The following is a 25,302-nucleotide window of genomic DNA, read 5'->3' as shown; positions in this document are numbered from 1 at the left end:
CACATTCTCGCCAATCCTGCTTCTCAGCATCATGGTTCAAGACTTCAATTTCCAACCCGTTAACGATCGCATTCCCCCTCAGAATCTCGATGCTGAAGAGGCAATTTTAGGCGGAATTTTACTCGACCCCGAAGCGATTACTCGGATTCTCGACATTCTGCGCTCTGAAGCGTTTTACAGCAGCGCTCACCAGGAGATTTACAAAGCCTGTGTTGCCCTTCATCAGCAGGGATCTCCGACTGATCTGATGAGCGTTTCGACTTGGTTAAACGATCGCGGATTATTAGACAAATTAGGCGGACAGTCGAAACTGGTGCAATTGGTCGATCGAACTGTAAGCGCAGTCAATATCGATCAATACGCCACTCTGGTAGTCGATAAGTATTTACGGCGGAAATTAATCAGCACCGGACATCAGATTTCACAACTTGGACATGAAACAGCAAAGGACTTAGAGAAAGTTCTGGATGAAGCTGAACAAAAAGTGTTTAGCATTACGCAAGTTCGCCCGAATCAAGGTTTGATTGCGACATCGGATATTTTAACCAAGACGTTTGCTGAAATTGAAGAGCGATCGGCAGGAATGGCGCTACCTGGATTAGCGTCGGGCTTTTATGATTTGGATGGTAAAACTCAGGGATTTCAGCGATCGGATTTGATCATTGTTGCAGGTCGCCCGTCAATGGGAAAATGTCTCGCTCACGATGCGGAACTCGTTTTGGCAGATGGTTCGATCGCGACAATTGAAGAAATTTACCAACGTCGCCAAGCGGAATTATTAACGCTCAACGACAATTGGAAATTCTCTGTAACCGAGCCTTCCGCCTTCATTGATGACGGCATTAAGCCCGTTTTCCGAGTTACGACTCGCCTGGGCAGAACAGTCGAAACCACACTAACGCATCCTTATTTGACGTTGGATGGATGGTTGCCTTTGTCCTCGTTGCGAGTGGGCGATCGTATTGCTGTTCCCCGAATCATTGACGTTTTTGGAAAAGTTTCAGTTGCGCCAAGCGAGATCGATCGACTTGTTGAACTGAGTATGAAAGAAATTCCATCGTTCGTATTCCAGCTTGTTCGTGATCAATTAGCCACATTTCTGAATCGACTGCTTGCGAACGGTTATGTTCTGCATCACGAAAAGTTAGCGCGTCAAGTTCAACATCTACTCCTGAGATTTGGAGTCGTTAGTCAACTTCAATTCGATTCTGCCGCTCAGCCAGTTTGGAAACTTGATTTAATTGATGCAACCTCGATCGAGGTTTTCGATTCGGCAACTTATGAGGCACAAGCTGGATCAGTTTTATGTGTTCAACGTTCAAACGTTCTTCAGGAATTAGCGAACAGTGATGTCTATTGGGATGAAATTACTGCGATCGAGTTCGTGGGCGAGAAGCAAGTTTACGATCTGACCATTCCCAAGACTCATAACTTTGTTGCGAATGACATCTGTGTGCACAACACGGCGTTCTGTCTGGGTTTGGGGCGAAATATTGCAGCACAATACAAGCTCCCGGTCGCAGTATTTAGCTTAGAAATGTCGAAAGAGCAGATTGTTCAGCGATTGCTGGCGAGTGAGGCTCGGATCGAGAGTGGAAGATTACGATCCGGCAGAATTGCCTCTCAAGATTGGGAGCCGCTGAGTAATGCGATCGGGCGACTGTCAGAACTGAGAATCTTCATTGACGATACGCCGAATATTAGCGTCGTGGAAATGCGATCGCGTGCCCGCAAACTACAAGCCGAACAAGGCGGCGCACTCGGCATGATTTTGATCGACTACCTGCAACTGATGGAAGGCAGCGGGAGTGAAAATCGAGTCCAAGAACTTGCAAGAATTACTCGTGCTTTGAAAGGGCTTGCCCGTGAATTGAATGTGCCTGTGATTGCCCTCTCTCAATTGAGCCGAAGCGTGGAATCCCGTGCTGATAAGCGTCCGATGATGTCTGACCTTCGCGAAAGTGGATCGATCGAGCAAGACGCGGACCTAGTGATGATGCTTTACCGCGATGAATATTACAATGAAGATACACCCGATCGAGGAATTGCCGAAGTCCTCATCACCAAACATCGGAATGGACCCACTGGAACAATCAAATTGTTGTTCGAGCCGCAATTTACTCGATTCTTAAATCTCGCTTCTCCCAACCGTTTCGACTCTTAACCAAATTACTGATCCGATCCGAGAAGAATCCAGTAGTATAGATAACGGGTTTGGAATTGCTATCATGCGTACCAATGGTTGAATCAAGACTGATTAAGGGTCAGCTTGTAGAACTCCCTCAGTATCGAGTTCGCGAAAGCATTAAAGCAAAACACGTCAGCCTCAGAATGACGGTTCAGGGCGGTTTAGAAGTCATTATCCCACGTGGATTTGACCAGAGCCGAATCCCTGAAATTTTGCAGACCAAACAAAGTTGGATTGAGCGAACGATCGATCGACTCGAAGCACAGCGACAACAGTTTGAGACTTCCCCTGGGTTGCCCGAACAGTTGGCGCTAAGAGCGATCGATCAATTGTGGGAAATCGAGTACCAACCGACTGGATTTTCCAAGGTGACGCTGACCGAAAAAGGCAAGTCCAAGCTGATTCTGCGTGGTAATACGAACAACGAGGAGCTTTGTCGCGCGCTCCTTCAGCAATGGTTAACTCACAAAGCCTATCAGCGGTTAGTTCCCTGGCTTTGGTCTATCAGTCAGGAATTGGATTTGCCGTTTCATAAAGCCTCAATTCGGGGACAAAAAACGCTTTGGGCAAGTTGTTCTCAGCAGTGCAATATCAGCCTGAACTATAAATTATTGTTTCTGCCACCGGAACTGGTGCGATATGTCTTTGTGCATGAGCTATGCCATACGGTACACCTCAATCACTCGGCGCGGTTCTGGGCACTCGTTGAAGAGAAAGATCCAAACTATAAAGCGATCGACAAAGAGCTTCGCAAATCAAGTCACTACGTCCCTGGTTGGCTGGAAATGCCCGGTTTGAAGGACTAACTCATTCTTTGGATAGGGGAAGAGACTCGATCGAACCCGTAGGATTCAAAGAAATTTGGGTTTGAAAGATGACAGAGCCAGCAGAACGTTTACCGAAACCAACTGATGATTCACCGCCTAAAAAACAGAAGGTGGTCGATCCGAATGATTTAGTCTACAGCGGTGGATATCAAGGCGACCCAAGAGAGATCGTCGAAAATCCAGCCGTAACTCCGCAGATGTTGAATGAGCCTGGAGACTTAAGAGCCGACGAGATGGACGAGGATTAGAATAGAGCGCTTCCATGTCTTTGGATATAGTCCGCTCTGGGGTGGTATCTCTACCGTCAGAAAGATGCTTAAGCCTTCATGAAAAATTTACAGTTGCCTCGGTAAGGTTTTACTCTGAACTTAGAGTAACCATTTTCGACGAAGTTCTTTGATTGGGCTTCATTTGACCGACTGTATCGGCTTTCTCGATTCTGGTCATCTTCGCGATCGTATCGTCCGATCCAGATCTACAATTCGATGTCTCCGAGTTGTTAGTGTCCTTCACGGTTTTGTCATGAAAGTTGCCCTTGTCCATGACTATCTGACTCAGAAGGGGGGTGCAGAGCGAGTCTTTGAAATGCTCTGTAAGCGCTACCCTGATGCGGATATTTTCACCTCGCTGTATGAACCGGAAGCCTCGATCGATTTTGGCGATCGAGAAGTGTTTACCACGTACTTACAGCAGATTCCGAACGCTTCCCGCTATTTTAAGCTGCTTGCGCCGCTGTACTACTCCGCGTTTCGGGCTTTGGACTTGCGCGACTATGACTTGATTATTAGCAGCACGACCAGTTTTGCCAAAGGCGTGAGAAAGCGACCAGACGCGAAACATATCTGTTTTTGCCACAATATCACCCGCTTTTTGTGGGATACCAAAACGTATCTGCGAGAGTACACGACTTATCGAAGATTTTTGCCGCTGTTGGAGCAAGTCTTCCGAGCGATGCGGAAGACAGATTTTGCGTATGCTCAGGAGCCGGATGTGTATCTTGCGAATTCCAGTACAGTAGCGCAGCGAATTCAGCAGATTTACAAAAAGCCTGCACGAGTCATCAACTGCCCGATCGATAGTCAGCAGTTCGCCTTCTCGAATCAGAAAGAAGATTTTTATCTCGCGTCGGCTCGATTGGTCAGCTATAAACGATTGGATGTCGTCGTTGAAGCGTTTAACTGGTTGGGTTGGAATTTGATTGTGACGGGAGATGGACCAGAGCGAGACACTCTGGAAGCGCGGGCGATGCAAAACGTGAGATTCTTAGGACATGTGAGCGACGCGGAACGGAAACTATTACTGTCGAAATCAAAGTCGGTGATTGTGATGGCACTGGAAGATTACGGACTGGTTCCGATCGAAGCCAATGCCAGCGGTACTCCAGTGATCGCGTATGGCGAAGGAGGTGTCCTCGATACACAGATTCCAGGCGTTACGGGTGTATTCTTTAATTCTCAAACTCCACAAGCCCTGCATCGGGCACTACTCAGAGCCAAAGCGATCGAATGGAACTATCAAAAAATTCGAGATCATGCGATGAGTAAATTTTCCGAAGATGCCTTCTTTCACTCGATCGAGGGGGTGATTGCTGAAGTTTGTGGAACGAAATGATTGCAGTTTAGTAAGTTTTATAGTTTCCTGAAATTTATATTCCAACGGAGTGAATCATCGTGGCGCAAGGTAATCTCACCTTTTTCAATCCATCCCCACCTGCCCAAGAACCTGATCCAGGGTACGGACAGCTTTTTGGCGTGTTGATGCGACGGAAGATTTGGTTCTTGGGCGCACTCGCAGGCACGATCGCGCTGGCGGCAGGCGTGACTGCTTTTATGCCAGCAACCTACCGCAGTACGATGCAAATGCTCGTTGAGTCGAACTATCGGGAACGCCGCGCTCCGGGCGATAATCGCACCTCGTTCGCTGATCCGAATGTGGAAAGCGATACCGCGACGCAGGTGAACTTGATGCGGAGTACCCCTTTGCTGCAACGAGCCGTGAACGATTTGAAGCCGCGATACAGCGATATGGATGTCGATCGCTTAAGACGACGATTAAACATTGTTCAGGTTCAAGAACTGCGTGGAAATGAGCGGGTGAACACGAACATTGTTGAGATGAGCTACATCGACCACGATCGCGTCAGAACTCGCGAAGTGCTCAAAGCGCTGCAACGGGTTTATCAGGATTACAACTTAGAACAACAGCGGAATCGGTTGGCAAAAGGATTGTCGTTTATCGATCGACAAATTCCTCAAGTGCAAGAGAAGGTGAACAAAGCAGAGGCGGATCTCGAACAGTTCCGTAAGTCCTCGAATTTGGTTGATCCTGAAGATCAATCGAGAGCTTTGATCGAATCACTGCGGGAATTGCAGAAAGATCAGCAGTCGAATCGAGGGGAACTCGCAAGCGCTCAAGCGAGATTTAGCGCTCTTCAACAGCAACTTGCTCGATCGCCCGAACAAGCGACGATCGCTTCGAGGTTGAGCCAGTCGAGACAGTATCAGGCTTTACTCGCTGAAGTTCAAAAGACTGAAGTCGCTTTGGCTCAGCAGCAAACTCGATTTACAGCAAAATCGCCATTTGTCCAGCAGCTATTAGATCAGCGGCAACGTCAGGTCGCACTCTTGCAGCAAGAGGCACAGCGAGTTCTGGGAGTGGAAGCAGGCGCGATCGCGGGATCAGATTCAGCACTCTTTTCAACGGGACAGTTGGGTGAGAATGATCTGAAGTTTGCCAGCGATTTAACTCAAGCTCAGGTTGACTTCTTTGCAGCACGGGCGCGGGATCAGTCCTTGGGTGCAGAAGCTCAGCGTTTACAAGCTCAACTCCAGCGATTCCCGACCCTACTGGCAGAGTACAATCGCTTGCTGCCCACTGTGAAACTCCAGCGTGACACCTTGGATCAGTTGGAGAAAGCGCGGCAAGAATTGGGACTCGAAATTGCACGAGGTGGATTTGATTGGCAAGTAGTGGAACAAGCCAAAGTCGGTCGCCAAGTGGGTCCAAACTGGATGAGAAATCTCCTGGTTGGCGCAGCAGGAGGCTTGCTATTAGGTTGTGTTGCGGCATTCTTGCGTGAGTCAGGAGATAAGTCGATTCGCACTTCAGAAGATCTGACCAAGCAGGCATCGATCCCGCTGATTGGCATGGTTCCAGAGTTGCCGATGTCTGAATTGATGCCGACGACCAATTTTGCTTTTGGTCGATCGACAAATGTGGGCGATACTTCGATGCTTCAAGTCCTGCATTGGGCACCGTTCCGCGAATCGCTGGATTTGATTTACAAGAATCTGCAATTGATGACTGATGGGACTCCAATGCGATCGCTCGTGGTTACTTCTGCTCTCGCGGGTGAAGGAAAATCGACGGTTGCCCTCGGATTGGCAATCAGCGCGGCACGACTGCATCAGCGCGTTTTATTGATTGATGCGGATCTACGTCGTCCGGGCTTGCATCATCAACTGCAACTCCCGAATGATCATGGTTTATCGACGTTGTTGACCAGCGATCGAGCATTGACCCAATCGGCAATTCAGCCTGCAAGTACCTACAGTGATTTACCAATCTCGGTGTTGACAGCGGGACCGACTCCGACTGATTCGGTGAAGTTGCTCAGTTCTAAGCGGATGCGCGATTTGATGACGGTGTTCGAGCAGCATTACGATTTGGTGATTTTAGATGCGCCTCCGGTTCTGGGAATTGTGGATGCGCTGTTGGCAGCTTCATTCTGTGATGGAGCCTTGCTTGTGGGACGAATGGGACACGTTGATAAAAACGAAGTGTCGCAAGCGGTTGGAATGCTGAGTCGATTGAACTTGGTTGGGGTGGTGGCGAATTGTGCCGAAAGTGGACACAGTTACTATTATCGATCGGCTCCTACACCTGCTTAGCTACTGTGTATACATCAGTCTCTTGCACTTCGTTGTGGTCAGATCGTGCCCCCTAAATCCCCCATTCTGGGGGACTTTGAGCCAGAAAAATTTCTCGAATTCCAAAGCGGTTTCTATCTTCAAAGTCCCCCAAATTTGGGGGATTTAGGGGGCTGAAGCCGATTCAACCGAAGCAAAAACGACTTGTGTTATACACAGTAGCACCTGCTTAGAGGGTGTTTGAGAAGGATAAAAAGCGGCTTTGCTGCGTTGCGAGTTCGCCCGGAGATTCATGTCCGGGCAGGTGAATGCAATAAACGATTACTTCTCAAACACTGTCTTATAAATTAATTAACTAGGCTTTAAAGGACAAATCTAATCAGGTTTGTTCTTTTTTACTGACTTTCTATTTTTAAATCGATTACTCTCTCTACTTAGAAAGATGATGCAGTTCAACACAGCTCGATCGAGCTATGACAAAGTATAGACTGGTACAAAGCATTAGGAAAATAGAGATACATCGATATTTATATCTTCAGATAAATACTAAATCATTGATTCCGCAAAGCTGAGAATTGGTATCAGCGTATAAGTGCTAATTTCATCACCTTTAAAGTGGATGAATGATAGCTGATCCCCATAGTTGAACTGGCTTTCACCGACGCGAAATTTATCCTAATCTTTAACTCCAGATTCTCAGTTTAGTATAAAATTTAGTTTTGATAGGTTGTAGAATTTCTGATCTTGATTCAGAGAAACCGCGATTTTGAGCAAATTCAATCAAATTAATTGCAGTTCTTCCAAAAGATAGAACCTCTTAAGTGCTCCTACTTGAAGTAGAGATATTCGCACTTAAATCTACTAAAATCTGAGTGATTAATGATTCGAGTAGATTCCTCAAGTTAGGACTCGAACTTGCAACATTTTTGCCGCACTTAAATCTGTTTCCTTACTCGATTGACTGTCAGATCCGCATCTCAGAAAACCGATATTTCGCGACTTTACCGGATAACTCATGACAACTCTTGATCCGCTAATTTTGCAGGGAACTCCAAGCTCCACCTGGGACAAAACAGAGGAGATGGGGCAAGAGAGCCAACGGTGTTTTCTGTACTGGCGGCGCACTCAACTTCTGGTTCTCCAACGGACAGCTAGAGAGCGCGATCGCACGTTCAGACAACCTCCGCTCCCTCCGCTCTCGAATTCCATCTTGCTGACGCAATGTCTGAAGCGCTCCCCGATCGAACTCGTCCGGATTGATCCGAATCTAGGAGAAACCACGATTAAAGAGTGGGCAGAAGCGTGTCAACAGTCTGGCAAATCGATTTACCTCCGGTTGCCTGTCGCCTCGCATCTTCCACATCGAAAATGGGAGCTTTTGTGGGGCTGGAAGCGGGTGTTTGATTGGGGTGTGGCTGCGATGCTGTTAATCTTGCTCAGTCCTTTGCTGATTGGGATTGGATTGGCGATCGCGCTTACTTCTCCAGGGTCGATCTTTTTCAGTCAGTGGCGAGTGGGTCAGCGCGGTAAACTATTTCGCATTCTGAAGTTCCGCACGATGGTGATGGATGCCGAAAAAGCACATCATCGAATTATGGCGAATCAAGCGGCGGACTGTTTGCATAAGCGCGAAGATGATCCGAGAGTGACCTCTCTAGGGAAATGGTTACGGCGCTATAGTTTGGATGAATTGCCGCAGTTGATCAATGTCCTGCGTGGGGAGATGAGTTTGGTCGGTCCGAGACCTTGGGCGCTGTATGACGCGGTGCGAATTCGACCGGAGATGCAGACTCGCTTGAATGCGTTACCGGGAATTACCGGAGCGTGGCAGGTGGAAGCCCGATCGACGATCGTAGATTTGGATGCGGTGAACTACCGCGATTTGGAATATCTTAGAACTTGGTCATTGGGGGGCGATTTCAAGATTTTGTTGCGGACGGTTCCGAAAGTCTTATCGGGCTTTGGAGCGTTCTGAATCTTGAAGCGGATAAACTGTAGAATGAGTGGGTGAAATGCCTACGCTGTAAGCATTACAGTTTTCTTGCTCATGCCTCAGAGGAAACCGGGATGCCCCAACGGATCAAGCGAATTTTTAGTGCGACTCGGTTTTGGCAAGACCACGCCTTTATTTTTCGAGAGTTCAAGTTCTTTCCGCGAGTTGCGATCGCGGCGGTTTTGTTTGCGATCGGGTCGGCTGCGTTTGAGGGATTTGGCTTCGGGTTTCTCTTAGCGTTTCTGCAAAGTTTGGTAAGTCCAACGGCTGAACCGTTTCGCACTGGGATCAATTGGTTTGATCTTTGGATTCTAGGAGTTGATCGTGGTGCGACTGAACGGTTATTGCGCGTATCGAGTCTCATTCTATTGTCCGCTTGGATTCGGGCTGTGTTTAACTATTTCACTCAGGTCTATACCGATTTTGCTCAACAGCGATTAGTCGATCGATTACGCCGACAAGTTTTTGAGCAATTGCAAGCGGTGAACTTAAGTTATTTCAATCAAGTTTCCGCAGGTGAACTCATCAATACAATCACGACTGAGGTTGGTAAATTAAATTTTGCGTTTGCGCTGAGTGCATTTATTTTTATTCGATTTTTAACTTTAATTTTGTATTCAGCGTTGCTTTTTACGATTTCGTGGCAGTTAACGATTATTTCTTTAACGTTATTTGGAGCGATCGCGATCGCGCTTTCTCGATTGAACGATCGGGTAAGAACCAAGAGTGTCGCGGTGACTGCTGCAAATGGAAGATTCATTAGTACCGCTTTGGAATTTATCAGTGGAATCCGGACAGTACAAGCATTTGCAACTCAAGATTATGAACGCAAACGATATTACGATGCGAGTTCAGAAGTCGTAAGATCGGGAATGAAAGCGACTCGCCAAGCTGCGATCGTGCGTCCATTAGCGGAAGGATTGGCGACAACGATTTTGATTGTGATGATCATTTTGGCGATCACGGTCTTTGTTCAAAATGGCACTTTGCAAACGGCATCATTGCTTACATTTTTGTTTATCTTGTTTCGGCTGGTTCCGGCAATTCATGAAGTAAACGGCAGTCGAGTGCAATTGATTTCTGCCAGTGGATCGCTTAAGAATTTGCGCGAATTGTTGCGGCGTGATGATAAGCCGTATTTGCAAGATGGCGATCGTACTTTTCAAGGACTGCAACACTCGATCGAATTCTGCGGCGTTGAGTTTGGATATGACCCGAATCAGCCTGTCTTAAGGCACATTTCACTCTGTATTCCAAAAGGGAAAACAACCGCGATCGTAGGGGGTTCTGGTGCTGGAAAAACAACGCTGGTGGATCTGATCCCACGCTTTTACGATCCGACCTTTGGCAAAATTGCGTTTGATGGACAAGATGCCCGATTGTTCACGCTCGAATCGCTGCGGAAAAAAATGGCGATCGTCAGTCAAGATACGTTTATTTTCAATACCTCAGTGCGTGAGAATATCGCTTACGGATTAGAGAACATCAGCGATCAGCAAATTTGGCAAGCAGCAGAACAAGCGAATGCGATCGACTTCATCCTCGAATTGCCAGAGCAGTTTGAGACAGTATTGGGCGATCGTGGGGTTCGATTATCCGGAGGACAGCGGCAACGATTAGCGATCGCTCGTGCTTTATTGCGCGATCCTGAGATTTTGATCTTAGATGAAGCGACGAGTGCTTTAGATTCTGAGTCAGAGCGATTAATTCAGCAATCTTTAGAGCGGTTATCTCAGGGGCGAACGGTGATTACGATCGCGCATCGACTTTCTACGATCGTTCGAGCGGATCAAGTAGTCGTGATGGAACAGGGGCAGATTGTCGAACAGGGGAGTTATCAGAGTTTGTTAGAGCAGCAGGGAAGGCTTTGGCATTATCATCGAATTCAACATGAGATGCGATCGGGTTAGAGGTGTTTGAAAAGTATGAAAAGCGGCTTTGCTTCGTTGCGAGTCCACCCGGAAATGAATCTCCGGGCTAATGGAAGAAACCCCGCTGAAGCGGGCTGGGAGCGTAATTCGGAGTTCTTAGCCCAGTTTAGTGGGCTTCCCCTGATTAGCCCGGAGATTCATTTCCGGGCGGATGAATGCGATCAACGATCACTTCTCAAACACCCTCTAAGGGCGCGAGAAAAACTCAGATGACAATAGCAGGACATGAATCTCATTATTCTTGAAAATCACGTCACCAGTCAGCGCGGAGGGCAAGAATTGAACTTGCTGGCAATCTGTCGGGGACTGCGATCGAGAGGACATCACATCACCTTGCTCTATCTCAAACCTGGAGATTTGTTGGAGGAATATCGATCGATTTGCGATCGCATCATTCAAGTCAGTGCTTATGGTTTTGATAGGCGAAGTTTCAAGAGTACGATGCGATTTCTGCCGAGTTTGCTCCAGGTTTGGCAAATCCCGATCGAGCCGAATTCGATTATTTTCTGCAATGACTATCACTTCTCGTTATTTGCCTCGATCTTGTCGTTTTTTCGTCAATTGCCGTATGTCTGTTATTTACAACTCCCACCGCTGCAATTGAATCGACAACGGAAATTTGGATTGCGAAACGTCGATCGATTTATTTCAGTTTCTAATCAGACAAAACGGGATTGGATCGAGTTTGGAATGGATAGCGATCGGATTCGAGTCGTTTATAACGGTGTGGATTTAGAAAAGTTCAAACCTGCTGAAGATTTGGTTTCGATACGACAGCAATGGAATGTCACCGATGACACTCGAATTGTTTCTTATATCGGTAGAATTGACCGAGAAAAAGGACTCGAAACGCTGATAAAAGCAACTGCAATCTTAAGTAAGAACGGAAGAAGAATTAAAACACTGATTGCGGGAAAACCCGTCACGCATTACAGTTTTTCCAAGGGGAGTGAATGTGAGAACGAAGGCATGAAATATATACGATCGCTGATTCAATTAGCAGAATCATCCGGTGTTTCTGATCAAGTTAAATTCCTTGGACATTTGGCAAACCCAATCTCGCTTTATCAAGCCAGCGATGTGAATGTTTTGCCAAGTATTTGGAATGAGCCTTGCAGTTTAGGGTTGTTTGAATCGCTCTCTTGTGGTGTGCCAAAAGTGGCGAGTCGGATTGGTGGAAATCCTGAAATTTTGAAGGAAGAATTCGCGAATTACTTATTTGAACCAGGCAACGAGCAAGATTTGGCAACCTGTCTCGATCGAGTCATCGATTGGCGAGAAAAAGATCCAACTTTAGGAACAAGATGCCGACAGTATGTTTCCGATTATTTTAGCTACGAGAAATTGATCGATGGTGTCGAAAAGAACTTACTTGAATTCGTAATTTCCTGATTCAATGAAAACTCTATTTACATGCCATTATCCTGCTGATCCAAACGCTGGCGCTTCTGGTGTTACCTGGCGCTTGATTCAGGAATATGAAAAACTTGGACATCAAACCGAATTCTACTCAGTCGATCATTTACCAAAACAATTATCACCCCTGTTAAGGTTCATTCTTTTCCCTGAATTCACAGCCGCGAAAATTGCAAGATCATCGATCGATGTGATCGACGCTTCGACTGCCGATGCCTGGATCTGGGGTTCAATCCTGCAAAAAATCCGCAAATCTCGCCCGTTACTCGTCGCTCGCTGTCACGGTTTAGAACATATTGAACATTTGGAATACCTCGAAGAAGCCAAGCGCGGAAAGCTCAAACTCGAATGGAAATATCCGCTCTATCGTGGCAGTATTCGCCTGTGGGAAGCGGCAACTTCGATGCGCTATTCGGATCTTGTTTTGCTGTTGAATAATCGCGATCGACATTATGCGATCGAACACCTGGGAGTACATCCCGATCGCGCTCACGTTGTCCCAAATGGCATTCCCGAAACGATGTTAAATCTGCCCTTTGAGCCAACTCCGCTGGAAAATGAACCAATTAGAATCGCTCAAGTTAGCAGCTACATCGTTCGCAAAGGAATTCAATACGGTTCGCCTGCTTTAAATGTCTTGCTCAAGCGCTATCCCAAATTAGAAGTGAGCTTGTTGGGCACTGAAGTTTCAGCCGATCAGGTCTATGCCGATTTTGATCCCGAAGTGCGCGATCGCGTCACAGTCATTCCGTACTATGAAAATCACCGACTTCCAGAACTCCTAAAAGGACATCACATCAAAGTTTTGCCCACGATTTCGGAAGGGTTCGGAGTTGCACTCGTAGAAGCAATGGCATGTGGACTGGCTCCCGTCACCACCACTGCACCGGGACCGATGGAAATTGTGCAGGATGGCAAAACCGGGTTGATTGTCCCTTGTCGCGATCGAGAATCTTTTGAGCAAGCGATCGAAACCTTGATTTTGGATCGAACGTTACTGGAGCGATTGCGAGAGAATGCTTATCGATCGGCTCAGCGCTACAGTTGGAAACAGATTGCCCAAGACACACTCAAGCTTTATGACCTCGCTTGGGAACTGCGATCAAATTCTTCTCCTGCAAACACGATCCCTTCATATAGACGTAATTAATCGCGTCTCTACCCCACCTAAATCTATGTACATCAACCAACCCCAACCCAAATCACCGCAACTCTCTGAACCGTGGCTTCTCGTCGGATGCCTGATCGGATTCACAGCGCTTTGTCTCGTCGCAAACGTCGCCTCCATTCTCCGACTCGCCTTTCCCGCTGGAAGTTTAATTGTTGGTGCACTGCTCTTTTTCCGATATCCAATTTTTTATATTGGATTCACCTGGTGGCTCTGGTTCCTTACGCCATTTGTCCGTCGCTTAATCGATTGGGAGATCGGCTGGATTGATCCAAACCCAGTTCTCCTGGCTCCCTTCCTTGTGGCATTTCTACCCATTCTCACGTTTCTGATTCAACTCCCGCAAGCGATCAAGGGAAATGGATTACCCTTTGTCTTATGTATTGCTTCTATCTTCTACGCAACATTCATCGGAGTGATCAGCTATCCATTTCAAGCTGTAATCGTACCACTATTGACCTGGCTTACTCCCGTTTTATTTGGTTATTATATTTTTTCTAATTGGCGAAGATTTCCCGAACTCAAGCGCGTGACCGAGAAAACATTTCTGTGGGGAGTTTTGGTCATGGGAATCTACGGTGTGATTCAATTTCTGGTTGCACCGATTTGGGATCAGTATTGGCTCCAGAGTATTATTACCAATCTACAAATCTATTCATTCGGAACTCCAAATCCGTTGGGGATTCGAGTCTTTAGTACCATGCACTCTCCGCAACCTTTTGCGACCACGATGGTGGCAGGATTACTATTACTGTTTGCAATCAAAAGTCCATTAAAGATTGCATCCTCCGCCTTTGGGTATCTTGCGTTTCTCTTAACGCTGGCAAGAACATCCTGGCTGAGTTGGTTTATCGGTTTAATCGTCTTTATCCCTTCATTGAAACCCAAATTTCAGATGCGATTGATCGTGACTTTAATGCTGATGTCGCTGATCGTATTGCCGTTGACGATGATCGAGCCATTTTCGTCCGTGATTAGTTCACGATTCCAAACTTTCTTTTCCGCCCAACAGGATGGCAGTTTTATCGATCGTAGTATTGGTTATTCCAATCTTTTAGCCGAGGCATTGAGCGAAGTTGAAGGACGCGGCTTGGGATTCGTGATTCGTGATGCGAACATTGGCGGAAACGATAGCGGTATCCTTGCGCTGCTGTTGAATCTCGGTTGGTTTGGCACAATTCCTTATGTTGCAGGAATGGGATTACTCGTTGTGAATGCGCTCCAGACTCGGCAAGCCTCGACTGATCCCTTTGTCGGAGCCTGTCGTGCGATCGTCCTTGCGACCGTTTCTCAAATTAGTCTAAATGTCGTGATGCTGACTCCATTCGGTATCATTCTCTGGGGATTTATGGGATTAGCTGCTGCGGCTCGATTGTACGAATCTCAACAAGCAGCCAATCCTCCCTCGATCGATGCAATTCTCGATCAGCGTTAGTTCGATAACACCTTTGCAGCGGCGGCAATTCCTGATCCAGGAGCGAATCCGTCGTAACCGAGTTCTTGCAAGGTGGCTTCGAGAGCCGCGATCGCAGTTAGGATATCTCGATCGCTAACAAATCCCAAATGCCCGATTCGGAAGATCTTACCGCTGAGGTGATCTTGTCCCCCTGCCAGCGCAATATCAAACCGATTCCGCATCACTTTCCGAATTTTCTCAGCATCAACCCCATTCGGCATTACGGCTGTAATTGCCGGACTGCTGCACTCATCTGCTGCAAACAAAGGCATTCCCAACCCTTTAATTGCCGCTCGTGTCGCTTGCCGTTGCCGTTCATGCCGCGCAAAAATGTTCTCTAATCCTTCAGCCTGCATCATTCTGAGTGCGGCTTGCATCGCATAGAACAAGTTAATCGCAGGCGTAAACGGAGTGGTATCTTTCGCGCTCGATTTCCGATACTTGCCCAAATCCAAATAGTACCGAGGCAATTTCGCAGTCTTATAAGCTTCCCAAGCCTTCGGACTCACCGCTACAAAACCCAATCCTGGCGGAATCATGTAACCTTTCTGCGATCCCGATGCGACGACATCTAAGCCCCATTCATCGACTGGAACACTGGTTGCACCCAAACTGGTGACAGTATCCACAATAATCAACGCTTCTCCATGTGCTTTCACATGGCGGTTAATCGTTTCCAAATCGTTGATCACGCCTGTCGAAGTTTCACTATGCGTCACGATCACCGCTTTGATTTGTTTTTCTCGATCGCTTTCCAATTTTTCACGAATCGCTTCGGGATCAAGCGGCTTACCCCACTCTGCCGTGACTCGCTCAGTTTGCAATCCATACGCATCGGTCACTTCTGCCCAACGTTCTCCGAACTTCCCGTTGGTTGCCACTAAAACGCGATCGCCTGGACTGAGAAAGTTAATAATCCCCGCTTCCATCGCGCCTGTACCACTTGCCGCGAGAATGAGCAAATCATTTTGAGTTTGATGCAGCCATTTTAAATTTTGCGTAACTTCTGACACGATTTTGCCAAAATCGCCGCTGCGGTGTCCGATCGGATGTTTTGCCATTGCCGATAAGACCTGCTCCGGAACCGGGGTCGGTCCTGGAATCATGAGCATCAGCTTGTCGTCCATGAGGGGTTCCTTAGAAAGCTAGAACAATTTGTGCATGATCCAGGATTACACAGATGGTTCAGAATGCGGATTGAATTTGATGAAGCGATTCTTCAGATTCGGGCTGGAACTATACTAGGAAAGTCTCGATTCGGAATGGTGCAAGATGGAAACCATTACAATTCAAGTCGATGTAGAGGTCGCCAGAACCTATCAAGCTGCAAATCCAGAACAACAGCAGAGAATTCAAGCGCTCATGAGTTCTTGGCTGAAACGCGCAATGCAGGTGACTCAGTTGCAAACAACACTGGATCAGTTGAGCGATGAAGCAGAGGCAAATGGATTAACACCAGAGATGTTGCAGTCGATCTTAGATGAGTCACGATCGATTTGTTCTTGACACGAATCTACTGATTAGTGCTGCACTGTTTAAGAGGGTGTTTGAGAAGTAATCGTTTATCGCATTCACCCGCCCAGAAATGAATCTCCGGGCTAATCGGGGGAAGCCCACTAAACTGGGCTAAGAACTCCGCATTACTCTCCTAGCCCACTTCAGCGGGGTTTCCTCCATTAGCCCGGAGATTCATTTCCGGGCGGACTCGCAACGCAGCAAAGCCGCTTTTTATACTTCTCAAATGCCCTCTTAGATGAGTCACGATCGATTTGTTCTTGACACCAAGTTGCTCATCACCCGAATAGGTCAGGGCAGTACGATCGTAAATGTACATCTCGATCGTTCCATTCATCGCGCAGTTGATTTACCCAAATCTGAGCGTCCATCCCTTCCATCAAATTCTGTGCAGTTCCGCGAAACTCGCTGACTCTGTGCTTTTGCGATGAAACAGGGGCAGTCTGAAGCCTCATCTGATCCGCCAATCGACTGATAAGCTCTAACCGGGCTTCATGCGGCAACTGCTCTGCCTACTTTAATAAGGTTTCTACTAGCGGATTCGTCATGTGATCTCGCCTAGATTGGGTCGATGGTTCTAGTCTATCTTCTTCCGATGGCAAAAACGCCTGATCGCGCTTCCCTCGCAAAATAATGGGAAGTCAGCAGAGCCAAAGAATTAGAACTGCAACGGAGCGATCGCCATTCCCTTCTCAAAATGCAAAATTCCCTCTTTCTAGGGCAAGATTTCCTTTTTTCTGAGCAACATTGCCTCCTGTGGGAAGGAGATTCCCTCTTTTGTGAACGCGATCGACTCTTTTTTGAAGAACATTTCCTCTTTTCTGATAGCACTTGCCTGATTTTGGAACAAACTTTCTTCTTTTTTGAAGAAGATTTCCATTTCGAGAAGCAACGATCGCATCCAAAAAAGAAACGTTCCCATCGGTGTGATAGGAACGCGGTTGAATTGAGGAAATTTGCTCGATCGTTAAGCCACGGATGCAGCCTCGATCGGAGACTCCACCGACTCTTTCTTATTACGGCGGACAAATTGCCGTTTGAGTTCGTCCACCGTCACCTTCATTCCCGGCAAATCATCATGAGATTTGACCGCATCGTAAACCTTCAGCGCTGCGACATAAGCTTCGCTCTGCGCTGCAAAGTAGGTGTCATTGACCAAACTATTCAACTCCCGCAACGCGATCAAGACTGGATACAGATCCTCAATCAATCGGAGATCTTTCTGCATCTCTGCGGTGTCAAAGGTTCTTGGCAAACAATCCGTGTATTTTTGTGCGGCATCGTAACAGTTGAGCATGAAACCGCGACCGCGATCGCCTGCTTTCGGCATCGACTTACGTTCCTCCAGGGTCAAACTCACCAGAAAAGGCATCGCTTGTTTGATCGCCTCGATCGCATTGAGAACCGTTTCGCGATCGCTCGTACTTAAAGTCGCACTGACTCGATTTGAAGTCATACTTTATACTATTTGAAACAATAGTACTTAGATAACATTGCCTCTATAGCGATCGCCGAGGGGGTCTCACACCTCACAGGGTCAAGAGATGCGCCAATCTTACAGATCTTCGATGACAATAGATGGAGAAGACCTCTTTAGCGAGCGCTCCTATGGTTCTATCAACACCGCAAACTCAGACTCTCACATTTCATCTGCTACTCAAGCAAAATGAAGCAGGGCAAACAGTGGCATCGGTTGTTGAGATGCCAGATTGTCGCGTGACTGCCACAACTCAGGAAGAAGCGATCGCACAATTGCAGCAAGCAATTACAGACCATTTCACTCATGCACAGGTTATTCCAGTGCAGATGGAAATTACAACGACTCAACCAAGTCAATCAGAAAATCCTTGGGTCAAGTACGCAGGCGTTTTTAAAGACGATCCATATTTTGCAAAAGTGATAGAGCAAATGAACGCTGAACGGCATAAAGATTAGACAGGTTAAGGGATCGCAAAAAATCCCTTGTCATAGTGGCAAGGGACTCAAGTATCAAACGTTATAAGGCATGGGTGGACCTCCGATCGGAGGTTTAATCTGATAACTTGGAATCACCGTTGCCGCATAAGATCCGGTTGGTGGCTGAATCGGGGTACTTGGAATCAGCGTTGAAGGCTCTGATCCAATGGGCGGCTCGAAAGTACAGCACTCTCTCGGCGTTGCTCCAATTGGAGGTTGAACCGTCGCACTCGGAACCATCATTGCAGGTTCGGAACCGATCGGCGGCGCGTAGGATAGCGGAACTGATACACCACCGATCGGCGGCTTAATCTCGTAGCTCAAATAGCTTGGAGGAGACGAATTCACGATCGGGGGTGGAACCATCAGATTGTTTGGAGGCGTGACCCCACCGATCGGTGGACGGATCGCTTGCTGATTCGGATCAGTGGGGGGTGTATAGCCAACAGGCGGACGAAGATATTTGTTCTCACGACGATGCCGCATCACGATCGCCTCCAAAGAAATATTGAGTAGCATTACTATACAGCGGAAGTTAGAGGATATTTGAAAAGTCATCGTTCATCGCCTGAATCGCCCCTCGAATGGAATTCGGGGCTATCGGAACAAAGTCTGTTGAAACAGACTGAAGAGTATATGACGACTGGCTTTTAGTCCCCTTTAGTGGACTTCCTCCGATAGACCGTGATTTCCAATCACGGGCGGAACGCAATCGCCGTGAAGCATCTTTCTATACTTTTCAAACATCCTCTTAAGCCATTTTCGATTCTTTTGTATATGGGAATAATCAATGGCTTACTGAGTAAAAACGGATGCAACTTAATCTCGGTTCTCTCAGTCACCTGTGTCAGGATAAGAAAGATTAACCTGCTCAAAGTCAGTCGTATGAATCAGTCCCCCTCTCGACGATCGCAGTTCTTCCAAGTTGCAGAATATACCTCGGCTGCCGCGTCAGTCGTCGGTGTTGTGGTTTCTGCCGTTTCGCAACAAGTCGTTTATGCAGCGGCTCCATTGTCTCTGTCCGTCTGTCTTAATCTGGTCAATCGAAGACGATTTGAGCAACAGACCGCACAACAGTTAACAAGCGCGATCGCACAACTTGATCAACGCATCCAAGTGCCTCTACCTGCGAATGATGCGGCAGCGATCGAACAGATTTCCCAACTCAGGCAACAGTTCACCGCGATCGAGGGAATAACAGATCAGACTGAACTGCGATCGCGACTGGCGCAACTCGCAGAACAATTCACAACCCTACAACAACGCCAGAATACCAATCAAGCTGAAGAGCAGTCGCGACTTTCTCAAGTGCGAGGAGAGATTGAGGCAATTCGTCAGCGATTCCAGGCACTAGACGAAATCGAAACCTTACAGCGAACGATCGCTCGTCTTGAGGAACGAGCGGATCAGACAGAAGTGCGATCGCGGCTTGTCCACCTTGCTGAACAGTTCGCGACTTTGCAACAGCAGCAGAGTAACTTTCAGACCCAAATCACCCAAATCCTCGATCGCTTTTCTCAAACTGTTCAGCAGGAAATGACGAGCAGGTTAGAAGAAAAAGTCGATCGATCAGAACTGCGAACACGAAGTGCAGAAGAGCTAGCGCGGTTTGCTCAATTCAGCGAAGAACTAACCGCATTTCAACAGCGTCAAGCCGAACTTCAAGCGCAACTATCCGAAGTGCAAGCGCAATTCTCTCAAGCCATTCAGCAACAGATTCAGACTACGCCAACTGAACAGATTGCTGAACTTCCAACGATCGAGCTTCCGCCAATTTTGGAAGAACCGATTGAAGTCGAACCACCTGACACACCGATCGACGAGCCAACCGATGAGCTAGAAATCTTAGCGCTGAATCTGGGAATTGATTTTGGTACAAGTTTCACTAAGGTTTGTTTTCGCGATTTGGTGAATGATCGATCGGAGATTGTGACCTTTACCAATGAAGTGACGAAGCTTGATGAAGCATTGCTGCCGACGAAAATTGCAATTTTGCCGGATGGTCGATTGCTGACTGGGTTAACCGCTTCAGAGTGGCAAGACCATGAGCAACCAGAACACAGCATGGTGGAGTTTATCAAGATGCGGTTGGCTCATTTCGATCTGCCCGAAAGTGCCGGAAACTGGAAATTCGAGCAGATTCCCGGAGCGACTGAAGCAGAAGCGATCGAGAATCTTTGCGCTTACTATCTCAGTCGGGTGATCAGTCGCGCCCAAGCTTGGATTCGACGGAATAAACCGGAGTTAATTCTGAATCAGAACATTGAGTGGTCGGCAAATGTTGGGGTTCCCGTGGAATACTGCGACTCTAAAGCGATCGAGCGATTCAGAACAGTGCTGTCTCTCGCTTGGCTCTTGAGCAATGAGCCACAAACTGAAGCGATGACGCTGCAAAATTTACACACACAATTGCAGCCACTCAGAGCGAAATTGGAAACGACTACAGTGGATTGCCATGCTGTGCCCGAAATTGCGGCAGAAGTTTGGTCGCTGATTAATTCACGTGAAGCAGACACCGGATTCTATCTACTGTTTGATGTTGGCGATGGAACCTTAGACGGCTGCTCGTTTCACTATTGGAATGATCAAGGTGAAAAGAAGGTTGATTTCTACTTTGGTAAGGTTAATCCATTGGGAGTGACGGCTTTTTCTCAAAGCTTGGCAGACGAATTAGGCGTGACTGAGATTGATGTGAAACAGACGCTTTTTGGAGACTCTAAACGATTTGTCGATCGCATTCAAACCAGTAAGAGCCGCAAAGCAATTCAGCAATCAGTCGCCAAAGTCGTGCTAGAAGGAACCGATCGATACAAGAAACACGGCTTTCAGCTAACCCCACATGGCGTGAAGAAACCCTTAGATATTCGTATCGGGGGCGGAGGCGGACAAACTGACTTTTATCGAAAAGCGATCGTGAATACACATCAGGATTTTCAGCATAAGAACCGGGGCATTCCAGACTACAAACTCGAATCGCTACCGACTCCCAAAGATTTAGAGACGAATGGCATTGATTCAGCCGAGTTCTATCGGTTTGCGGTGGCGTATGGATTGTCGATTCCAGAAGGGGAACAGCCCGAAATTCGACTTCCCAGCCAGATGGAGCAGAACCAACCCAACTTCTCTCGCTCTGAAGATCCGTTAGGGAAGCCACCGAGCTACGAAGACATGAGGGGGGCGTAAATGGATTGGAATCCAGCCATTCCAGGTCAAGAAGTGCGAGTGAGAGCCAATCCTGGACACCGAGGCATCACCACCGGGAGGACTCGAACTGCTGGAACTCGATTGTTAGTTCAGGTGCAGTTTTCACCAAACGAGAAATCCTACAAGCCTTATAACCTTCTGGAACTCTGTGGAGAACCCGAAGGACTGATCCATTTACTAGAGCAAGGTAAGTTTAGTGGAGCCGATGATCTACGAAGAATTCTCACTTTTGAAAAAGTCAAAGGTGAACTGACAAATATCTTTTACAGCATGGAGTCGAGCAAAACCGATTTCTATCCGCATCAATTCAAACCTGTTCTTAAATTCCTCGAATCTCCGGTGGGGCGGTTACTGGTTGCCGATGAAGTTGGACTAGGAAAAACGATCGAGGCAATGTACGTCTGGAAGGAGTTACAAGCGAGGATTGATGCACGTCGATTGTTGATTCTTTGTCCTGCGGTGCTGCGCGAGAAATGGCAGACCGATTTACAACAGCGATTTAATATCATCGCTAAACTCACCAATGCTCAAGAGCTAGTCGAGGAAGTGAACTATGTTTTACAAAGTCAGTACCAGCATTCATTCGTCTGTATTGCTAGTCTAGAAGGCATTCGTCCCGGATTGAATTGGGAAGATGAAACCAACACAAGTGCGAGAGCAGAACTGGCTAGATTGTGCGATCGACATCCGACGATCGATGATCTTGGTTTATTCGACTTAGTGATCATTGATGAAGCGCACTATCTCCGCAATCAATCCACTGCGACTCATCGTTTAGGACAATTAGTACGAGATGCGTCTCGTCATTTGTTGCTGCTGACTGCGACTCCGATTCAAACTCACAGTGCTAATCTGTTTCAACTGCTGAAAATCATTAGTCCAGAAGACTTTTTTGATGAAACAATTTTTGATCAAATGCAGGCGGCGAATGCTCCATTAGTTCAGGCTGTCCGATCGCTGTCTGTGCATCCGCCCAATTTAGCAATGGTGAGACAGCATCTCGATCGCGTACTGCAATCCGACTATTTCCGAGACAATCCAGTGCTTCAGCAAATTCGCCAACAGGTGAGCGAAAGTACGATCGACAGTGATACTCAAGTTCGCATCGGATACAAGCTCGAAAGCGCTTCACTGATCAGTCAATACCTTACCCGAAGCCGCAAACGCGATGTCCTTCCCGATCGAGTCAAGCGCTGTCCTCAAACCTTAAAAGTTCCCTTTCACCCGATCGAGAAGCAAATCTATGATTCTGTAACTCAAGCCCTGCGCCAACAGAGTAAAGGGAAACAAGGCGTTCCACTGTTTCGATTGATTGCTCGTCAGCGTCAAATGGCAAGCTGTTTAGTCGCTGCATTACAATCCTGGTCGAATCAAGGCATTCTACAAACCGATGAATTGTTCTGGGAAGACTTGGGCATTGCCACTGAGATCGAAGCAGTTGACGATCGCATTTCTCAACTTGACACGATCGACTATCAACAACTTGAAGCCCAAGACACGAAATACCAAGCGTTACTCAGCTTTCTCGATCGCGAACTGAAGAATCATCCAAACGAGCAGTTTGTATTATTCGCTTACTTTCGCGGGACGCTTCACTATCTACAACGCCGTTTAGAAGCCGATCGCATTTCAACCTGTCTGATTGTGGGCGGAATGGGCGAACAGAAATGGGACATTCTCAAACAGTTTGAACAAGGCAAAGCCTCAGTTCTTCTATCTTCAGAAGTGGGCAGCGAAGGCATCGACTTACAATTTTGTCGGTTCTTGATCAACTATGATTTGCCGTGGAATCCGATGCGAGTTGAACAACGAATTGGACGACTCGATCGCTTAGGACAAAAAGCCGATCGCATTTCTATTATTAACTTCAGCTTAGTAGACACCATTGAGGAACGAATTCTCGATCGCTTATACGATCGCATTCGGGTGTTTCAAGAAAGCATTGGCGACCTAGAGAACATTCTGGGAGAAGCAACCGAAAAACTGATGTTGAGCTTATTCAAGCCAGAATTAACCGATGCAGAACGACTAAAACGAGCGGAAGAAACTGCGATCGCAATTCTCAAACAATCCGTCGAACAGGAACGCCTAGAACAAGAAGCAGTGAACTTGATGGCATTTTCAGATCAAATTCTCAACACCGTTCAAAAAAGCCGCGACCAAGGACGATGGCTGACCGCAGCAGAATTACACGCTTTTGTAGAAGACTATTTTGCTCGATACTATGCGGGAACTACAATTAAACCTATTCCGCTAGAAGAAGCTGTGTTCGAGATTCGTCTGATCGAAGATGCCAAACTAGATCTCGAACAGTTTCTCAAGCAACATCGTTCTCCCGTTCAAACACGCTTACATCGATCGCCCTGTCGCTGTTTATTCGATCCGCGCCTTGAAGCCACTCGCAAAGCCGAGAAAGGAACCTCGATCGAACTGATTGATCCAACGCATCCATTGATTCAATGGATCAGACACCGTTATGAAGCCGATGCCCAAATTCACCCAATTTCAGCGATTCAATGCCATCAAACTGATGTTGGTGTTCCGCCGGGTCAGTATGTCTATGTGATTCAACGCTGGCAATTTGAGGGATTGCGATCGCAAAGTCGTCTCGCCTACAAAGTCGCTGATTGTTTGACCGAGCAACGATTGTCCGATGAACAATCCGAGCAGTTTGTTTATCAAGCGTCACGTTCCGGTCAAGCAAAGCCGAACGCCGCTAACTTGATCAATAATCTAGATCAAGTCCTCTCGCTCTACAGTGATTGCGATGCTGCTTTAGAAGAAGCCTTTGAGCAAGCCTTGAAAGAATTTACGGCAGAAAACGAGAACCGCTGTCGAATTCAAGAACGCAGCGCGGAAAACTATGCCGATCGTCGTCGCCAACAACTCGAAGAACGAATCGCCCAGTTTCAACAATCCGGCAAATTCCGAATGCTGCCTGCAACCGAAGGCTTGCTCAAAAAAGTTAATCGAGAACTAGAGCTAAAAAAAAGGGCGATCGACGACCGCCTCAATACAGATTTCAATTTGACTCAACTCGCTGCTGGAATTATCTTTGTCGAATCATGACTCTTGGGACGGTTCTTCGATCGCTTTTTCCGCAACCAACTGTTTCGACTTGCGCGATTCCAACCAGAACGGCACAACGATCCACGCCGCCACCAGCAAAAACGCCACAATTCCAAACTGAGAAGCCAGCGTAAACAGCTTTTCCAACGGCACAATTTGACCTGCAAAATAGGCGAGTGACACCATCACCGTCGCCCAAGTTAAAGCCCCGATCGTGTTATACAGCGTGAATTTCCAGTACGGCATCTCAGCAATTCCCGCCAACGGACTCGCAAAAATCCGCAGCAGTGCCACAAACCGACCAAGAAAAACCGCTTTACCTGCATTCTCCCCAAATTGCCGCTTCAGTTCTTCAATTTGTGCCTCTTTAATTCGGAACAGCTTACCCAAATTGAGTAATAGCGCCCAGCCACCGTATCGACCGATCCAATAGCCGATATTCCCGCCGATCGTCGCTCCGAGTGCCGCATCGCCCACGACCCACCAATAATTCAACTGGTCGCTGCCTGCTAAAAATCCGCCTGCAAGCGTCACCGTTTCACCAGGAATAGGCAAGCCCAAATTCTCTAATAAAATCCCAAAGAAAATTGCCCAATATCCGTACTGTTGAGCAATTTGCTCGATCGCTTCCGGCGAAATAAAGTCTAATGACATTACGATAACCTTTACAAAGCTTCATCTTGTTTGATCTTGACGCGCTCTTGTCCGAA

19 protein-coding genes are annotated in these 25,302 nt (G+C 47.2%); 14 read left to right on the top strand and 5 right to left on the bottom strand.

The genetic code is table 11. From position 1 onward, the window contains the following. The first annotated feature begins 31 nt into the window (after positions 1–31). The 10 genes from dnaB (at position 32) to ACQ4M5_RS28575 (ending at position 14,827) form a co-directional block, all read left to right on the top strand. Complete coding sequence (gene dnaB / locus ACQ4M5_RS28620) at positions 32–2,164, top strand: replicative DNA helicase (protein ID WP_430679177.1); 2,133 nt, start codon at positions 32–34, stop codon at positions 2,162–2,164. A 74-nt stretch (positions 2,165–2,238) separates the two neighbouring features. Continuing rightward, a complete protein-coding gene (locus ACQ4M5_RS28615) occupies positions 2,239–2,994 on the top strand; it encodes a M48 family metallopeptidase (protein WP_430679176.1) in 756 nt (251 codons plus the stop codon). A gap of 68 nt (positions 2,995–3,062) precedes the next feature. Then, positions 3,063–3,263: a hypothetical protein gene (locus ACQ4M5_RS28610; RefSeq protein WP_068379592.1), complete on the top strand. Its 201-nt coding sequence runs from the start codon at positions 3,063–3,065 to the stop codon at positions 3,261–3,263. A 274-nt stretch (positions 3,264–3,537) separates the two neighbouring features. After that, positions 3,538–4,626: a glycosyltransferase gene (locus tag ACQ4M5_RS28605; protein WP_430679175.1), complete on the top strand. Its 1,089-nt coding sequence runs from the start codon at positions 3,538–3,540 to the stop codon at positions 4,624–4,626. Between the two features lie 59 nt (positions 4,627–4,685). Next, positions 4,686–6,905: a GumC family protein gene (locus tag ACQ4M5_RS28600; protein ID WP_430679174.1), complete on the top strand. Its 2,220-nt coding sequence runs from the start codon at positions 4,686–4,688 to the stop codon at positions 6,903–6,905. A gap of 994 nt (positions 6,906–7,899) precedes the next feature. Further along, positions 7,900–8,859 (top strand): heterocyst development glycosyltransferase HepC, encoded by a 960-nt coding sequence (hepC, locus tag ACQ4M5_RS28595; RefSeq protein ID WP_430679173.1) that lies wholly within the window; start codon positions 7,900–7,902, stop codon positions 8,857–8,859. Positions 8,860–8,951: 92 nt separating this feature from the next. Further along, positions 8,952–10,787 carry a heterocyst formation ABC transporter subunit HepA gene (gene hepA, locus ACQ4M5_RS28590; protein ID WP_430679172.1) on the top strand — a complete coding sequence of 612 codons (1,836 nt, stop codon included), beginning with the start codon at positions 8,952–8,954 and terminating at the stop codon, positions 10,785–10,787. 246 nt (positions 10,788–11,033) lie between these two features. Continuing rightward, entirely contained in the window at positions 11,034–12,200 is a 1,167-nt protein-coding gene (locus ACQ4M5_RS28585) for a glycosyltransferase family 4 protein (protein ID WP_430679171.1), read from the top strand. Positions 12,201–12,204: 4 nt separating this feature from the next. Continuing rightward, on the top strand, positions 12,205–13,374 hold the full coding sequence (locus ACQ4M5_RS28580; RefSeq protein ID WP_430679170.1) for a glycosyltransferase family 4 protein: 1,170 nt from the start codon (positions 12,205–12,207) through the stop codon (positions 13,372–13,374). A 25-nt stretch (positions 13,375–13,399) separates the two neighbouring features. Then, positions 13,400–14,827: an O-antigen ligase domain-containing protein gene (locus ACQ4M5_RS28575; RefSeq protein WP_430679168.1), complete on the top strand. Its 1,428-nt coding sequence runs from the start codon at positions 13,400–13,402 to the stop codon at positions 14,825–14,827. Here the strand turns inward: ACQ4M5_RS28575 and ACQ4M5_RS28570 are convergent. Then, entirely contained in the window at positions 14,824–15,975 is a 1,152-nt protein-coding gene (locus tag ACQ4M5_RS28570; RefSeq protein WP_430679167.1) for a pyridoxal-phosphate-dependent aminotransferase family protein, read from the bottom strand. The genes ACQ4M5_RS28575 and ACQ4M5_RS28570 overlap by 4 nt on opposite strands. Positions 15,976–16,120: 145 nt before the next feature. Here ACQ4M5_RS28570 and ACQ4M5_RS28565 point away from each other — a divergent pair, with 145 nt between their 5' ends. After that, positions 16,121–16,354, top strand: a complete 234-nt coding sequence (locus ACQ4M5_RS28565; RefSeq protein WP_430679165.1) for a hypothetical protein — start codon at positions 16,121–16,123, stop codon at positions 16,352–16,354. A 287-nt stretch (positions 16,355–16,641) separates the two neighbouring features. Here the strand turns inward: ACQ4M5_RS28565 and ACQ4M5_RS28560 are convergent, their stop codons facing one another. After that, on the bottom strand, positions 16,642–16,866 hold the full coding sequence (locus tag ACQ4M5_RS28560) for a hypothetical protein (protein WP_430679164.1): 225 nt from the start codon (positions 16,864–16,866) through the stop codon (positions 16,642–16,644). 464 nt (positions 16,867–17,330) lie between these two features. After that, positions 17,331–17,819 carry a hypothetical protein gene (locus tag ACQ4M5_RS28555; protein WP_430679163.1) on the bottom strand — a complete coding sequence of 163 codons (489 nt, stop codon included), beginning with the start codon at positions 17,817–17,819 and terminating at the stop codon, positions 17,331–17,333. A gap of 152 nt (positions 17,820–17,971) precedes the next feature. Between ACQ4M5_RS28555 and ACQ4M5_RS28550 the strand changes: the two genes are divergently transcribed. After that, a complete protein-coding gene (locus ACQ4M5_RS28550) occupies positions 17,972–18,298 on the top strand; it encodes a type II toxin-antitoxin system HicB family antitoxin (protein ID WP_430679162.1) in 327 nt (108 codons plus the stop codon). 54 nt (positions 18,299–18,352) lie between these two features. Here ACQ4M5_RS28550 and ACQ4M5_RS28545 read toward each other — a convergent pair whose 3' ends face one another. Continuing rightward, complete coding sequence (locus tag ACQ4M5_RS28545; RefSeq protein WP_430679161.1) at positions 18,353–18,877, bottom strand: hypothetical protein; 525 nt, start codon at positions 18,875–18,877, stop codon at positions 18,353–18,355. A 327-nt stretch (positions 18,878–19,204) separates the two neighbouring features. On the opposite strand from ACQ4M5_RS28545, the gene ACQ4M5_RS28540 reads away from it, so the two are divergent. Together ACQ4M5_RS28540 and ACQ4M5_RS28535 are read left to right on the top strand one after the other, a co-directional pair. Continuing rightward, positions 19,205–21,502: a hypothetical protein gene (locus ACQ4M5_RS28540; RefSeq protein ID WP_430679160.1), complete on the top strand. Its 2,298-nt coding sequence runs from the start codon at positions 19,205–19,207 to the stop codon at positions 21,500–21,502. Next, a complete protein-coding gene (locus ACQ4M5_RS28535) occupies positions 21,503–24,592 on the top strand; it encodes an SNF2-related protein (RefSeq protein WP_430679159.1) in 3,090 nt (1,029 codons plus the stop codon). It begins immediately after the preceding gene. Here the strand turns inward: ACQ4M5_RS28535 and ACQ4M5_RS28530 are convergent. After that, a complete protein-coding gene (locus tag ACQ4M5_RS28530) occupies positions 24,587–25,246 on the bottom strand; it encodes a DedA family protein (protein ID WP_430679158.1) in 660 nt (219 codons plus the stop codon). The two genes, ACQ4M5_RS28535 and ACQ4M5_RS28530, sit on opposite strands and share 6 nt — an antisense overlap. Positions 25,247–25,302: the final 56 nt, after the last annotated feature.

It is taken from the genome of Leptolyngbya sp. AN10 (assembly GCF_050565645.1).
Lineage (GTDB): Bacteria > Cyanobacteriota > Cyanobacteriia > Leptolyngbyales > Leptolyngbyaceae > Leptolyngbya.
Note: the sequence above shows the minus strand (reverse complement) of the source record. Positions and strands in the feature narration are given on the sequence as shown.